This window comes from Burkholderia savannae (assembly GCF_001524445.2).
Classification (GTDB): domain Bacteria; phylum Pseudomonadota; class Gammaproteobacteria; order Burkholderiales; family Burkholderiaceae; genus Burkholderia; species Burkholderia savannae.
The window spans coordinates 996183-1009757 of sequence record NZ_CP013417.1 but is presented as its reverse complement, the minus strand read 5'-3'; the positions used below and the strand labels follow the sequence as shown (position 1 = coordinate 1009757).

The 13575-nt window shown below is 67.5% G+C and carries 12 protein-coding genes; 3 read left to right on the top strand and 9 right to left on the bottom strand.

The window, feature by feature from the left end; translation table 11 throughout:
- Nucleotides 1-13 precede the first annotated feature (13 nt).
- Entirely contained in the window at nucleotides 14-1174 is a 1161-nt protein-coding gene (locus tag WS78_RS05065) for a PA0069 family radical SAM protein (protein ID WP_059584566.1), read from the bottom strand.
- A 129-nt stretch (nucleotides 1175-1303) separates the two neighbouring features.
- Entirely contained in the window at nucleotides 1304-1792 is a 489-nt protein-coding gene (locus WS78_RS05060) for an Lrp/AsnC ligand binding domain-containing protein (RefSeq protein WP_038745568.1), read from the bottom strand.
- A gap of 147 nt (nucleotides 1793-1939) precedes the next feature.
- Here WS78_RS05060 and WS78_RS05055 point away from each other — a divergent pair, with 147 nt between their 5' ends.
- A complete protein-coding gene (locus WS78_RS05055) occupies nucleotides 1940-3226 on the top strand; it encodes a D-amino acid dehydrogenase (RefSeq protein WP_038745570.1) in 1287 nt (428 codons plus the stop codon).
- 120 nt (nucleotides 3227-3346) lie between these two features.
- On the opposite strand, the gene WS78_RS05050 is transcribed toward WS78_RS05055, so the two are convergent.
- The 6 genes from WS78_RS05050 to WS78_RS05025 all read right to left on the bottom strand — a co-directional run bounded on the left by WS78_RS05050 (nucleotide 3347) and on the right by WS78_RS05025 (nucleotide 9725).
- The gene (locus WS78_RS05050) at nucleotides 3347-5137 is read right to left on the bottom strand and encodes an acyl-CoA dehydrogenase (protein ID WP_038745571.1); all 1791 of its coding nucleotides are present in this window, start codon (nucleotides 5135-5137) and stop codon (nucleotides 3347-3349) included.
- A gap of 106 nt (nucleotides 5138-5243) precedes the next feature.
- Nucleotides 5244-6179 (bottom strand): electron transfer flavoprotein subunit alpha/FixB family protein, encoded by a 936-nt coding sequence (locus tag WS78_RS05045; protein WP_038745573.1) that lies wholly within the window; start codon nucleotides 6177-6179, stop codon nucleotides 5244-5246.
- 15 nt (nucleotides 6180-6194) lie between these two features.
- The gene (locus tag WS78_RS05040; protein WP_038745575.1) at nucleotides 6195-6944 is read right to left on the bottom strand and encodes an electron transfer flavoprotein subunit beta/FixA family protein; all 750 of its coding nucleotides are present in this window, start codon (nucleotides 6942-6944) and stop codon (nucleotides 6195-6197) included.
- 223 nt (nucleotides 6945-7167) lie between these two features.
- Nucleotides 7168-7962 carry a MetQ/NlpA family ABC transporter substrate-binding protein gene (locus WS78_RS05035; protein WP_081989426.1) on the bottom strand — a complete coding sequence of 265 codons (795 nt, stop codon included), beginning with the start codon at nucleotides 7960-7962 and terminating at the stop codon, nucleotides 7168-7170.
- An 85-nt stretch (nucleotides 7963-8047) separates the two neighbouring features.
- Nucleotides 8048-8701 (bottom strand): methionine ABC transporter permease, encoded by a 654-nt coding sequence (locus tag WS78_RS05030; protein ID WP_038745579.1) that lies wholly within the window; start codon nucleotides 8699-8701, stop codon nucleotides 8048-8050.
- A complete protein-coding gene (locus WS78_RS05025) occupies nucleotides 8691-9725 on the bottom strand; it encodes a methionine ABC transporter ATP-binding protein (protein WP_059584564.1) in 1035 nt (344 codons plus the stop codon). Before WS78_RS05025 ends, WS78_RS05030 begins: the two co-directional genes overlap by 11 nt.
- A 308-nt stretch (nucleotides 9726-10033) precedes the next feature.
- Here WS78_RS05025 and WS78_RS05020 point away from each other — a divergent pair, with 308 nt between their 5' ends.
- The gene (locus tag WS78_RS05020; protein ID WP_082717753.1) at nucleotides 10034-10873 is read left to right on the top strand and encodes an alpha/beta hydrolase; all 840 of its coding nucleotides are present in this window, start codon (nucleotides 10034-10036) and stop codon (nucleotides 10871-10873) included.
- 297 nt (nucleotides 10874-11170) lie between these two features.
- Here the strand turns inward: WS78_RS05020 and WS78_RS05015 are convergent, their stop codons facing one another.
- Entirely contained in the window at nucleotides 11171-12094 is a 924-nt protein-coding gene (locus WS78_RS05015; protein ID WP_059584558.1) for a histone deacetylase family protein, read from the bottom strand.
- A gap of 178 nt (nucleotides 12095-12272) precedes the next feature.
- Between WS78_RS05015 and mltB the strand changes: the two genes are divergently transcribed.
- Complete coding sequence (mltB, locus tag WS78_RS05010) at nucleotides 12273-13553, top strand: lytic murein transglycosylase B (protein WP_059584556.1); 1281 nt, start codon at nucleotides 12273-12275, stop codon at nucleotides 13551-13553.
- The last annotated feature ends 22 nt before the right edge of the window (nucleotides 13554-13575 follow it).

The following is a 13575-nucleotide window of genomic DNA, read 5'->3' as shown; positions in this document are numbered from 1 at the left end:
CGCATCACGCGCTCTAGAACAGGCTGAGCTGCGACGCGTCTTTCGCTTGCGCCGCCTTGCCCGGCCGCGCGAGCGGCGTCCGCGGCTTCGACTGCCGCTGCGCACCGAACCGCGAGAAATCGAGAATGCCGCGCGAGCGTTCGTTCAGCCCGCAGCGCTTGACCGCCATCCGGAAGCGCTGCCTGAGCAGATCCGCCCACATGCCGTCCCCCTTCATTCGCCGGCTGAAATCCGAGTCGTAGTCCTTGCCGCCGCGCATGTCCCGCACGCGCGCCATCACGCGCTCCGCGCGATCCGGGAAATGCGCGGCGAGCCATTCGGTGAAGAGCGGCGCGACCTCCCACGGCAGCCGCAGCACGATATAGCTCGCATGCGTCGCGCCAGCGTCCGCGCACGCCTCGAGCACGCGCTCGAGATCGGGCTCGGTGACGAACGGAATCATCGGCGCGACGCTCACGCCGACGGGCACGCCCGCGTCGCGCAGCGCGCGGATCGTCCGCAGCCGGCGCGAAGGCGTCGCGGCGCGAGGCTCGAGCGCCCGCGCGAGCTCGGGATCGAGCGTCGTGATCGTGACGGCCGCCATCACCTGCCGGCGCTCGGCCATCGGCGCGAGCAGATCGAGATCGCGCTCGATCAGCGACGACTTCGTGATCGCGGCAAACGGCTGCCCGTGATCGTGCATCACCTGGATCACCTGCCGCGTGATCGCCAGCTCGCGCTCGACCGGCTGATACGCGTCGGTGTTCACGCCGAGCGCGATCGGCTCGGGCACGTAACGGGGCTTCGCGAGCTCGCGCGCGAGCAACTCCGCCGCGTTCACCTTTGCGTAGATCCGGCTCTCGAAATCGAGCCCCGGCGACAGCCCGAGATAGCTGTGCGTCGGCCGCGCGAAGCAGTAGATGCAGCCGTGCTCGCAGCCGCGATACGGGTTCAGCGACACGTTGAACGGGATGTCCGGCGACGCGTTGCGCGTGAGGATCGTCCTCGCGCGCTCCTCGAACACCTGCGTGCGCAACGCGGCGGGCGGCTCGCCGTCGTCGTCGCGCGTCCAGCCGTCGTCGACCGCCTCGCGCTCGACGATCTCGTAGCGCCCCTGCAGGTTGCCCACCGCGCCGCGCCCCTTGCGGGGCGCGGGCGGCGCTACCGGATATTCGACGTCGGATCGATCGTTCATCGTGCCTCTGCTACGCGGCCCGAGCCGCGAATGACAAAACCGCCAATTACTGTATAAACATACAGTAATTGGCGGTTTGTGCCAAGCGCCGAGAATTCGCGCGCGCGCCCGCGCGCACGCGCGCTCGCCTCACTCGTCGACCGCGATCGCCAGCGTCTCCTTGATCTCTTCCATCACGACATAACTCTTCGACTGCACGGCGCCCGGCAGTTGCAGCAGGATGTCGCCGAGCAGCTTGCGGTAGTCGGCCATCTCGCCGATCCGCGCCTTGATCAGATAGTCGAAGTCGCCCGACACCAGATGGCATTCGAGCACCTCGTCGATCTTCATCACCTCGCGCCGAAACTGCTCGAACATGTTGCCGCTCTTGTGATCGAGCGTGATCTCGACGAATACGAGCAGCGCCGCGCCGAGCTGCGCCGGGTCGACGCGCGCGTGATAGCCCGTGATCACGCCGTCGCGCTCCATCCGCCGCACCCGCTCGATGCAAGGCGTGACCGTCAGGCCGACGCGCTCGGCGAGGTCCTTCATCGCCATGCGGCCGTCCTCTTGCAGCAGCTTCAGAATGCGCCGGTCGAGCTTGTCGAGCGCGCGTACCGGCTGGCGTTGGGTTCTCATCGTTTTTTTACTGAAAATTGAAAAAATACAATAACAAAACCTATAGTCTCAACAATACCATAGCGCAAAAAACTAGGTTGGGTGGAAATCGCAGAGCGCACCGGGTGTGCCGCGCGCCGCCCGGCGTCTTCTCTATCCGGAGCAGCTATGCGAGTGGTTATCTTGGGCAGTGGCGTGGTCGGCGTGGCGAGCGCCTATTATCTGGCTCGCGCGGGCCATGAAGTCACGGTGATCGACCGCGAGGCCGGTCCCGCCCTCGACACGAGCTTTGCGAACGCGGGCCAGATCTCGCCCGGCTACGCGGCGCCGTGGGCCGCGCCCGGCGTGCCGCTGAAGGCCGTCAAGTGGATGTTCGAAAAGCATGCGCCGCTCGCGATCCGCCTCGACGGCACGCGATTCCAACTGCAATGGATGTGGCAGATGCTGCGCAACTGCACGACCGAGCGCTACGCGCTGAACAAGGGCCGGATGGTGCGCCTCGCCGAATACAGCCGCGACTGCCTGCAGGCGCTGCGCGCCGACACGGGCATCCAGTACGAAGGACGCACGGGCGGCACGCTCCAGGTTTTCCGCACGCAGCAGCAGCTCGACGGCGCCGCGAAGGACATCGCGGTGCTACGCGAGGCGAACGTGCCGTTCGAGCTGCTGTCGAGCGACGAGCTGAAGAAGGCCGAACCGGCGCTCGCCGCGGTCTCGGAAAAGCTGACGGGCGGCCTGCGGCTGCCGGGCGACGAGACGGGCGACTGCCAGCTCTTCACGACGCGCCTCGCCGCGCTCGCCGAGCAGCTCGGCGTGAAGTTCCGCTTCAACACGAGCATCGACGCGCTCGCCATCGCGGGCGGTAAGATCGCGGGCGTTCATTGCGGCGGCGAGATGGTGCGCGCCGACGCGTACGTGGTCGCGCTAGGCTCGTACTCGACGGACTTCGTCGCGAATCTCGTGAAGATTCCGGTGTATCCGCTGAAGGGCTATTCGATCACCGCGCCGATCGTCGACGCGGCGAAGGCGCCGGTGTCGACCGTGCTCGACGAAACCTACAAGATCGCGATCACCCGCTTCGACGATCGCATCCGCGTGGGCGGGATGGCGGAGATCGTCGGCTTCGACAAGCGGCTGCGCCAGGCGCGCCGCGAAACGCTCGAAATGTGCGTGAACGACCTGTTCCCGGGCGGCGGCGACACCGCAAGCGCGTCGTTCTGGACCGGCCTGCGTCCGATGACGCCGGACGGCACGCCGATCGTCGGCCGCACGCCGGTGCCGAACCTGTTCCTCAACACGGGCCACGGCACGCTCGGCTGGACGATGTCGTGCGGCTCCGGCCAACTGCTCGCCGACCTGATGTCGGGCAAGAAGCCGGCGATCCGCGCGGACGACCTGTCCGTGCATCGCTATCTGAGCGAAACGGACGGCGAGCATCGTCCCGCCTACGCATGACGCACTGACGCGCGAATCGGGCGGCCCGCATGCGCGGCCGCGTTCAAAAGGAACGGCGCCCAAGGGCGCCGTTTTTCGTTTCAGCGTTTCGTTTCGGCGTCTAGCCGCCGAGCCGGACGATCAGAACTGGTCTTCCGTCAGCGCGAACACGCCCTGCCCGCCCTTCGCGCCGACGATCGACGCTTCGAGCCCGCTCGCCTGCGCGAGAATGTGCTCTGCGTAGAACTGCGCGATCGCGATCTTCGCGTCGTAGAACTTCGGATCGTCGGCGCGTTTTTGCTGCGCGGCGAGCAGCGCGCGCGCCATTTGCCAGCCGCACAGCACGACGCCCGCGAGCTTCAGATACGGCACGCTGCCGGCAAACACCGCGTTCGGATCGCCCTTCACGTTCGCGACGACGAAGTCGACGACGGCCGACAACGCGCGCGCGCCGTCTTCCAGTTGCGCCTTCATCGCGGCGAATGCCGGGCCATCGTGCGCGCCGAGCGCGTCGGCCGTCTGCCGGATCTCGCCGACGATCGCCTTCGCGACTGCGCCGCCGTCGCGCGCCGTCTTCCGGCCGACGAGGTCGTTCGCCTGGATCGCGGTCGTGCCTTCGTAGATCGCGAGAATGCGCGCGTCGCGGTAGTACTGCGCGGCGCCCGTTTCCTCGATGAAGCCCATTCCGCCGTGCACCTGAATCCCGAGGCTCGCGACCTCGTTGACCATCTCGGTGCTCCAGCCCTTCACGACCGGCACCAGATACTCGTAGATCGCCTGATGCCGCGCGCGCACGCCTTCGTCGGCGGCGCGGTGCGCGTGATCGCAATGCGCGGCGGCGACGTAGGACAGCGCCCGCGCGCCTTCCGTGAGCGCGCGCATCGTCGCGAGCATCCGGCGCACGTCCGGGTGATGAATGATCGTCACCGACTGCTTCGCGGAACCGTCGACGGGACGGCTCTGCACGCGCTCCTTCGCGAACTCGGCGGCCTTCTGGTACGCACGCTCGGCGACGCCGATCCCCTGCATCCCGACGCCGAAGCGCGCCGCGTTCATCATGATGAACATGTACTCGAGGCCGCGGTTCTCTTCGCCGACGAGATAGCCGATCGCGCCGCCGTGGTCGCCGTACTGCAGCACCGCGGTCGGGCTCGCCTTGATGCCGAGCTTGTGTTCGATCGACACGCAGTGCACGTCGTTGCGCGCGCCGAGGCTGCCGTCGTCGTTGACGAGGAACTTCGGCACGATGAACAGCGAGATGCCCTTCACGCCTTCGGGCGCGTTCGGCGTGCGCGCGAGCACGAGGTGGACGATGTTGTCGGCCATGTCGTGTTCGCCCCACGTGATGAAGATTTTCGTGCCGAACACCTTGTACGAACCGTCGCCCTGCGGCTCCGCGCGCGAGCGCACGAGCGCGAGATCGGAGCCCGCCTGCGGCTCGGTCAGGTTCATCGTGCCCGTCCATTCGCCGGAAATGAGCTTCGGCACGTAGCGGGATTTCTGTTCGTCGGTGCCGGCCGTGAGGAGCGCCTCGATCGCGCCGTCGGTCAGAAGCGGGCACAGCGCGAACGACAGGTTCGACGCGTTCAGCATTTCGATGCAAGGCGTCGCGATCAGCTTCGGCAGGCCCTGGCCGTCGTATTCGGTCGGATGCTGGAGCCCCTGCCAGCCGCCTTCGACGAACTGGCGGAACGCCTCCTTGAAGCCGGGCGTCGCCGTGACGGCGCCGTCCTTCCAGCTGCTCGGATTCTTGTCGCCTTCGACGTTGAGCGGCGCGAGCACCTCGCCGCAGAACTTCGCCGATTCGTCGAGCACGGCGTGCGCCGTATCGAAGCCGGCGTCCTCGTAGCCGGGCAGCTTCGCGACCTCATCGATGCCGGCCAGCTCCTTCATCACGAACAGCATGTCCTTGACGGGTGCGGTATAGCTCATGTTGCTCCTCTCCTAGTCTGCTTATGGTGTGAAAAGGGGCGCTCGCCGCGCCCCTTTGTTCATGTTCGACCTGCTCGCGCGTTGAACGCAACGCGCGCGGCGCGCGTCAGCCGAGCTCGTTCACGAGTTCCGGCACGAGCGTGAACAGATCGCCGACGAGGCCGTAGTCGGCCACGCTGAAGATCGGCGCTTCGGGGTCCTTGTTGATCGCGACGATCACCTTCGAATCCTTCATGCCGGCCAGGTGCTGGATCGCGCCCGAGATGCCCACCGCGATGTACAGCTGCGGCGCGACGATCTTGCCCGTCTGGCCCACCTGATAGTCGTTCGGCACGTAGCCCGCGTCCACCGCCGCGCGCGACGCGCCGAGCGCCGCCTGCAGCTTGTCGGCGAGCGGCTCCAGCACCTTCGTGTAGTTCTCGCCGCTGCCGAGGCCGCGGCCGCCCGACACGATGATCGACGCCGACGTCAGTTCCGGACGATCGAGCTTCGTCACCTCGCGGCTCACGAACTGCGACACGCCCGCGTCCGCCGCCGCGTCGATCTTCTCGACCGGCGCGCTGCCGCCTTCGGCCGCGACCGGATCGAAGCCCGTCGCGCGCACCGTGATCACCTTGATCGGATCGCTCGACTGCACCGTCGCGATCGCGTTGCCCGCGTAGATCGGGCGCTCGAACGTATCGGCCGAATCGACCGCCGTGATGTCCGAGATCTGCGCGACGTCCAGCTTCGCGGCGATCCGCGGCGCGATGTTCTTGCCGTATGCGGTCGCCGGCGCGAGGATGTGCGAGTAGTCCTTCGCGACGTTCAGCGCGGTCGCCTCGACGTTTTCCGCTAGACCGTCCGCGAGTTGCGGCGCGTCGGCCAGCAGCACCTTCGACACGCCCGCGATCTTCGCCGCCGCGTCCGCCGCGCCCTGCGCATCGCGGCCCGCGACCAGCACGTGAATGTCGCCGCCGATCTTCACCGCGGCGGCCACCGTGTTCAGCGTCGATGCCTTGATCGATGCGTTGTCGTGTTCGGCAATTACCAGAATCGTCATTTCTTTGCGCTCCCCTTACAGCACCTTGGCTTCGGTCTTCAGCTTTTCGACCAGCGTCTTCACGTCCGGCACCTTCACGCCCGCCGCACGCTTGGGCGGCTCCGCCACCTTCAGCGTCTTCAGGCGCGGCGCGACGTCCACGCCGAGGTCTTCCGGCTTCACCGTCTCGAGCGGCTTCTTCTTCGCCTTCATGATGTTCGGCAGCGTCACGTAGCGCGGCTCGTTCAGGCGCAGGTCGGTCGTCACCACGGCCGGCAGCGTGAGCGACAGCGTCTCCGCGCCGCCGTCCACTTCACGCGCGACGATCGCACGGCCGTCCGCCACCGTCACCTTCGACGCGAACGTCGCCTGCGGCAGATTCGCGAGCGCGGCCAGCATCTGGCCCGTCTGGTTCGAATCGTCGTCGATCGCCTGCTTGCCGAGGATCACGAGCTGCGGCTGCTCCTTGTCGACCAGCGCCTTCAAGATCTTCGCCACGCCGAGCGGCTGCACCTCGTCATTCGATTCGACGAGAATCGCACGGTCCGCGCCGATCGCGAGCGCCGTGCGAAGCGTTTCCTGAGCCTGCGCGACGCCCACCGACACCGCGATCACCTCGGTCGCCACGCCCGCTTCCTTCAGGCGCACCGCCTCCTCGACCGCGATCTCGTCGAACGGATTCATCGACATCTTCACGTTCGCGATATCGACGCCCGTGCCGTCCGACTTCACCCGGACCTTCACGTTGTAATCGACCACTCTCTTCACTGGCACCAGGATTTTCATGCACACGCTCCAAAGTTACGAACACGACCAGCGGCCATTTTATAGCGAGGCTCGGCCGCGCGGCGGCGACGCCGGGCATTCAATTTGCGGCTACCGAGGATAGCGTCCCCTTGCGGCATGCCGACAATAGCGAACGGTCGTTCTATTTTAAAAGAGAAAAAACCCGGACGCCAAGCCCGGGTTTTCGATTTCCGCCTCTAATCGGCGGCGCCCCTCGTTTCGCTCACCACGCGGCGATCACCGCGCCGCCGAATTGACGCTCGATGAAGCGCTTCACGTCGGGCGACCGGTACGCGGCGACGAGCTTCGCGACCCACGGCTTGTCCTTGTCTTCCGAGCGCACCGCGAGAATGTTCGCGTAAGGGCCGTTCGGACCCTCGATCGCGATCGCGTCCTGTTTCGGCTTCAGGCCCGCTTCCATCGCGTAGTTCGTGTTGATCGCGGCGGCGTCGACATCGGCGAGCGAGCGCGGAATCTGCGCCGCGTCAAGCTCGACGATCTTCAGCTGCTTCGGGTTATCGACGATGTCGAAGCGCGTCGCCTTCAGGCCCGCGCCGTCGCGCAGCTTGAGCAGCCCCTGCTTCTGCAGCAGCAGCAACGCGCGGCCGCCGTTCGTCGGATCGTTCGGGACCGCGATCCGCGCGCCCGGACGCAATTCCGCGAGCGATTTCACGCGCTTCGAGTAGATGCCCATCGGGAACGTGACCGTGTCCGCGACCTTGACGATCTTGTAGCCGCGATCCTTCACCTGCGCTTCGAGATACGGATAGTGCTGATAGCTGTTCGCGTCGAGGTCGCCCGCCGCGAGCGCCGCGTTCGGCTGCACGTAGTCGGAGAACTCGACGATCTTGATGTCGAGCCCGCTCTTCGCGGCGACCTTCTTGACTTCCTCCATCACCTGCGCGTGCGGGCCGCCCGTCACGCCGACCTTGATCGTCTGCGCCTGCGCATGCGCGCTTGCGACGCACGCGGCCGCGCCCAACGCGGCGGCGAGCTTCAGCATCGTTCTTCGTTGCATCTCCGGATCTCCTCACCGGTTGCGGCGCCGTCGCCGCCGCGTATCGCGTATCGCGGCGCGCGGCGCTCGTTCGTCTTCGATTGCGCTACTTGTGGCTCAGGCGCCGCACGAGCCAGTCGCCGAACGACTGCGCGATCTGCACGAACACGATCAGGATCGCGACGACCGTCCACATCACTTCGGGCAGATAGCGCTGATAGCCGTAGCGGATGCCGAGATCGCCGAGGCCGCCGCCGCCGATCGCGCCCGCCATCGCCGAATAGCCGACGAGCGACACGAACGTGATCGTGAGCCCCGCGACAATGCCCGGCAGCGATTCGGGCAGCAGCACCTTGAACACGATCTGGCCCGTCGTCGCGCCCATCGCCTGCGCGGCTTCGATGAGGCCGCGATCGACTTCGCGCAGAGCGGTTTCGACGAGCCGCGCGATGAACGGCGCGGCCGCGATCGTGAGCGGCACGACGGCGGCCGCCGTGCCGATCGACGAGCCGACGGCAAGACGCGTAAACGGAATGACCGCGACGAGCAGGATGATGAACGGCGTCGAGCGCACCGCGTTGACGATGCCGCCCAGCACGCGGTTCACCGCGAGGTTCCGCAGCACGCCCTGGCGGTCGGTCAGGTACAGCAGCACGCCGAGCGGCAGACCGACGAGCGCGCCGACCGCCCCGGAGATGCCGACCATGATCAGCGTCTCCCAGAACGACTGCACGAACATATCGAACATTTCACTCAACATACGAAAGCTCCTCGACGACCACGCCCTGCTCGCGCAGATACGCGAACGCCTGCCCCACCTTGCCTGGCTCGCCGGTGGCGAGCACCGCGAGCGACCCGAACGCGCGGCCCTGGATTTCGTCGATCTGGCCGTGCAGGATGTTGAAGTCCAGCTCGTAGCGGCGGATCGTCTCCGACAGGATCGGCTGATCGACGCCCGAGCCCGTGAACGCGAGGCGCAACAGGTGCCCGGAGCCCGTCTTCAGGCGCTCGGCGACGCGCGCCTTCATCGCGGGCGGCAGTTCCTGCGCGATCACGTCGCCGATCAGCGCGCGCGTGACTTCGTGGTGCGGACGCATGAACACGTCGATCACGTTGCCTTCCTCGACGACGCGCCCCGCGTCGAGCACCGCGACGCGATCGCACACGTCCTTGATCACTTCCATCTGGTGCGTGATGAGGACGATCGTGAGGCCGAGCTCGCGGTTGATGCGTCGAAGCAGGTCGAGGATCGCGCGCGTGGTCTCCGGATCGAGCGCGGACGTCGCCTCGTCGGACAAGAGCACCTTCGGCTTGCTCGCGAGCGCGCGCGCGATGCCGACGCGCTGCTTCTGGCCGCCGCTGATCTGCGCCGGATAGCGGTCTTTCTGCGCGGCGAGGCCGACGAGATCGAGAAGCGGCAGCACCGTCGCCTCGATCTCCCCGCGCTTCACGCCCGCGAGCTCGAGCGGCAGCGCGACGTTGTCGAACACCGTGCGCGACGACAGCAGGTTGAAGTGCTGGAAGATCATCCCGATATCGCGCCGCGCGCCGCGCAGCTCGCCGGCGGACAACTGCGTCAGGTCGCGCCCGCCGACGGACACGCTGCCTTCCGACGGCCGCGTGAGCAGGTTGATCGTGCGCACGAGCGTGCTCTTGCCGGCGCCGCTGCGGCCGATGATGCCGAAGACCTCGCCCTGCGGAATCGTCAGATTAACGTTGTGCAGCGCCTCGATCCAGCCGCGAGGCCCCTCGAATCGCTGCGAAAGGTTGCGAATTTCGATCATGTAAACAAAGCGGCGGAACCGCGCAGCCGGATGTGCCGGGCTTCGCTGTCGACCGCCGCCGCATCTAGGTCTAGGGAATAACCCGCGAGTTTACCGCATCCGCCACATTTCACTTAATAATCGATTTCCACCTTTTCATAACCAAACGCGATTAGAGGGCTGCGCCCGCACGGGCCGTCACGGACGGCGTCTATGATCGAGCGCATCCTTCATAACTACTCGCTCCGGAGACTCACGCCATGGACGCTGCCGCTTCGACTTCGCTCCGCTCCGCCGCTGCCGCCGGCGCGGCCCCGCAGCGCGGCAACCTGCGCACGGCCGACGGGCTCGCGCTCGCGTCGTACCGGTGGCCGGCTGCGCCGGGGTTCGCGGCGCCGCGCGCGAGCGTCGCGCTCGTGCACGGGCTCGCCGAGCACGCGGGACGCTACCAGGCGCTCGCCGAGCGGCTGAGCGCGGCGGGCATCGAAGTCGTCGCGATCGATCTGCGCGGGCACGGGCATTCGCCCGGCGAACGCGCATGGATCGAGCGCTTCGATCAATATCTGCAGGATGCGGATGCGCTCGTCGCGAGCGCGGCGCGCGACGGCACCCCGCTCTTCCTGATGGGGCACAGCATGGGCGGGGCGATTGCCGCGCTCTACGCGGTCGAGCGCGCGCCCGCGCGCCGCGCGGGCTTCGCGGGCCTGATCTTGTCGAGTCCCGCGCTCGCGCCGGGCCGCGACGTGCCGAAGTGGATGCTCGCGATGAGCCGCTTCATCAGCCGCGTATGGCCCCGCTTTCCGGCGATCAAGATCGACGCCGCGCTGCTGTCACGCGATCCGGCCGTCGTCGCCGCGAATCGCGCCGATCCGCTCGTCCATCACGGTTCGGTGCCGGCGCGCACCGGCGCCGAAATTCTCGACGCGATGCGGCGCATCGAGGGCGGGCGCGCGGCGCTGCGCGTGCCCGTGCTCGTCTATCACGGCACCGCCGACAAACTGACGGAGCCCGACGGCAGCCGCGACTTCGGCCGGCACGTCGGCTCGCCCGACCGCACGCTCACGCTATACGAAGGCAACTATCACGAGACGATGAACGATCTGGAACGTGAGCGCGTGATCGGCGCATTGATCGACTGGATTCTTGCGCGTGCGCCGGCGCACGGGTAATGCCGGGACCAAGCGGAGCGCAAGGACACCGGAACACGTTGCGCGAAGACGGGAGCGACGCGAGGTGAAGAACGGCGCGCCGCCAGCGCCGCGCGGATTCGCAACCGGCGCGGCGGCCGCGCCACCGCGCCACCGCTGCCTGAGCGCTCGCCTGGTCGATCGGGCGCGCCGCCGCGAACGGGATACGATCTCCGCCGCGCGTTGCTGGCGCTTGCCGATGCGCGCCGGCGCTCGACGGCCGGCGTCGCGCGCCATCGCGCCCGTCATCGCCCGCCCGTCGCTCGCCGTCTCGCGAGCTCACACCCCGGCGAGCACACGCAGATGCGCGACCACGCTGCGCCCGAGCGCGGACAGGTTGTAGCCGCCTTCGAGGCAGCTCACGATGCGGCCTTGCGCATGCCGCCGCGCGACTTCGCAGATCTGCGTCGTGAGCCACTCGTAGTCGGCCTCGACGAGCCCCATTCCGCCGATGTCGTCCTCGCGATGCGCGTCGAACCCCGCCGATACGAACAGCATCTGCGGCTTGAACGCGTCGAGCCGCGGCAGCCACATCAGGTCGACCGCCTCGCGCACCGCCATTCCGTTCGTGCGCGCGGGCATCGGCAGATTGACCATGTTCGGCGCCTGATGGTCGACGCCCGAGAACGGATACAGCGGATGCTGGAAGAAGCCGCACATCAGCACGCGCTCGTCGTTCGCGAACGCAGCCTCGGTGCCGTTGCCGTGATGAACGTCGAAATCGATGATCGCGACGCGCTCGAGGCCATGGATCTCGAGCGCATGGCGCGCGGCGATCGCGACGTTGTTGAAGAAGCAAAAGCCCATCGCGCGCGCGGGCTCCGCGTGATGGCCAGGCGGGCGCACGCTGCAGAACGCGTTGTCGTAGCGGCCCTCGAGCACGGCGTCCGTCGCCTCGACGGCCGCGCCCGCGGCGCGCAGCGCCGCGCGCCACGTGTAGCGGTTCAGCGACGTGTCGGGATCGATCTCGACGTAGCCTTCCTTCGGAATCCGGCTGCGGATGTAGTCGATGTGCGCCTGCGTGTGCACGCGGGCAAGCGCCGTCTCGCTCGCGAACGGCGCCGTCTCGTGGACGATCAGATCGTCGATGCGGCTCGCGATCAGTTGATCCTGGATAGCCGACAGCCGCGCCGGCGACTCGGGATGCCACTCCCCCATCTCGTGCAGCATGCAGTCGGGGTGCGTGTAAAAGGCCGTTGGCATAAGCTCGTTCCGCGACGCGGCCGGTGCGCGCCGCAGGTCTCCGTCAAGGATGTCCGCGATATCGTCTGGTGCGAAGTTCGCCGCTAACTTACCACAACGCGCCCCGCGCCGGGCCGGCGCGGCGGGCGCGTCGGTTATACTGGCCCGAAATCATCCGCCTCGTCCGCCTCGCTTCGACATGACTTTCAACCAGCCTGCCGCCCCCGCCTCGCTCGCCTTCCGCCTTCGCTTCCCGCTCGCCGCGCTGTCGCTCGCCGCAACGCTTCTCGCGTCCGCCGCCGTCGCGCAAACGCAGCCCGCCGCGGCCGTCGACGCGCAAGCGCAGCCGCAAACGCAACAGCAACAGCAACAGCAACAGCAGCCGCAGCCGCAGCCGCAGCCGCAGCCGAGCGTGCAGCAAGGGCAGACGTTCGAAGAAGAAATCGTTCCGCAGCGCTACGCGAACAACCCGAAGATCGACGCGTTCATCGCCGACATGGCCGCGCGCCACGATTTCGACGTGAACGCGCTGCACACGCTCTTCGCGCGCGTCAGCTATTCAGCGACCGCGGCGAAACTCGTGATGCCCGCGCCGTCGCCCGCCGTCAAGAACTGGCGCGTCTACCAGTCGCGCTTTCTCGACGCCGTGCGCGTGAACGCCGGCGTGAAGTTCTGGCGCGCGAATCAGGGAACGCTGCAGCGCGCAGCGGCGGAATTCGGCGTGCCGCCGGAGGTGATCGTCGGCATCATCGGCGTCGAGACGATCTACGGCCGCTACATGGGCAACTTCCGCACGCTCGACGCGCTGACCACGCTCGCATTCGACTATCCGAACACGCCGAATCGCGACTCGCGCCAGGAGACGTTCCGCAAGAACCTCGAAGACTTCCTCGTGTGGACGCGCGACAGCCAGCTCGATCCGACGAGCGTGCTCGGTTCGTACACGGGCGCCGTCGGCATCCCGCAGTTCCTGCCGAGCAGCATCCGCGAATACGCGGTCGACTACGACGGCAACGGGCACATCGATCTGCGCGCGAGCCAGGCCGACGCGATCGGCAGCGTCGCGAATTATCTGAAGCAGCACGGCTGGGAGACCAGCCGCCCGGTGGTATGGAACATCGCGCCCGACACGGGCAGCCTGGGCGTCGCGCAAGCGGCGGCCGACGGCCGCCCCGAGCCGCACTGGGCGCTGTCGCAGTTGCTGCGCGCGGGCCTCGTGCTCGACGAGCCGTCCGTCAACATCGCATCGGAGGCGAGCACGCCCGTCACCGTGATCGATCTGCCGACGCCCGGCCGCTCAACCGAATACAAGCTCGGACTGCAAAATTTCTACGTGCTGACCCGCTACAACCGCAGCTTCTTCTATGCGCTCGCCGTGTATCAGCTGGGCGAGCGCGTGAAGGCGCAGATGGAAGCGAGCGGCGCGCTGACGGCGCCGCCGGACAATGCCGCGCCCGCCGCGCAACCGTCGTCGGAATGACATTGCGTGCGGCCTGCGCCGT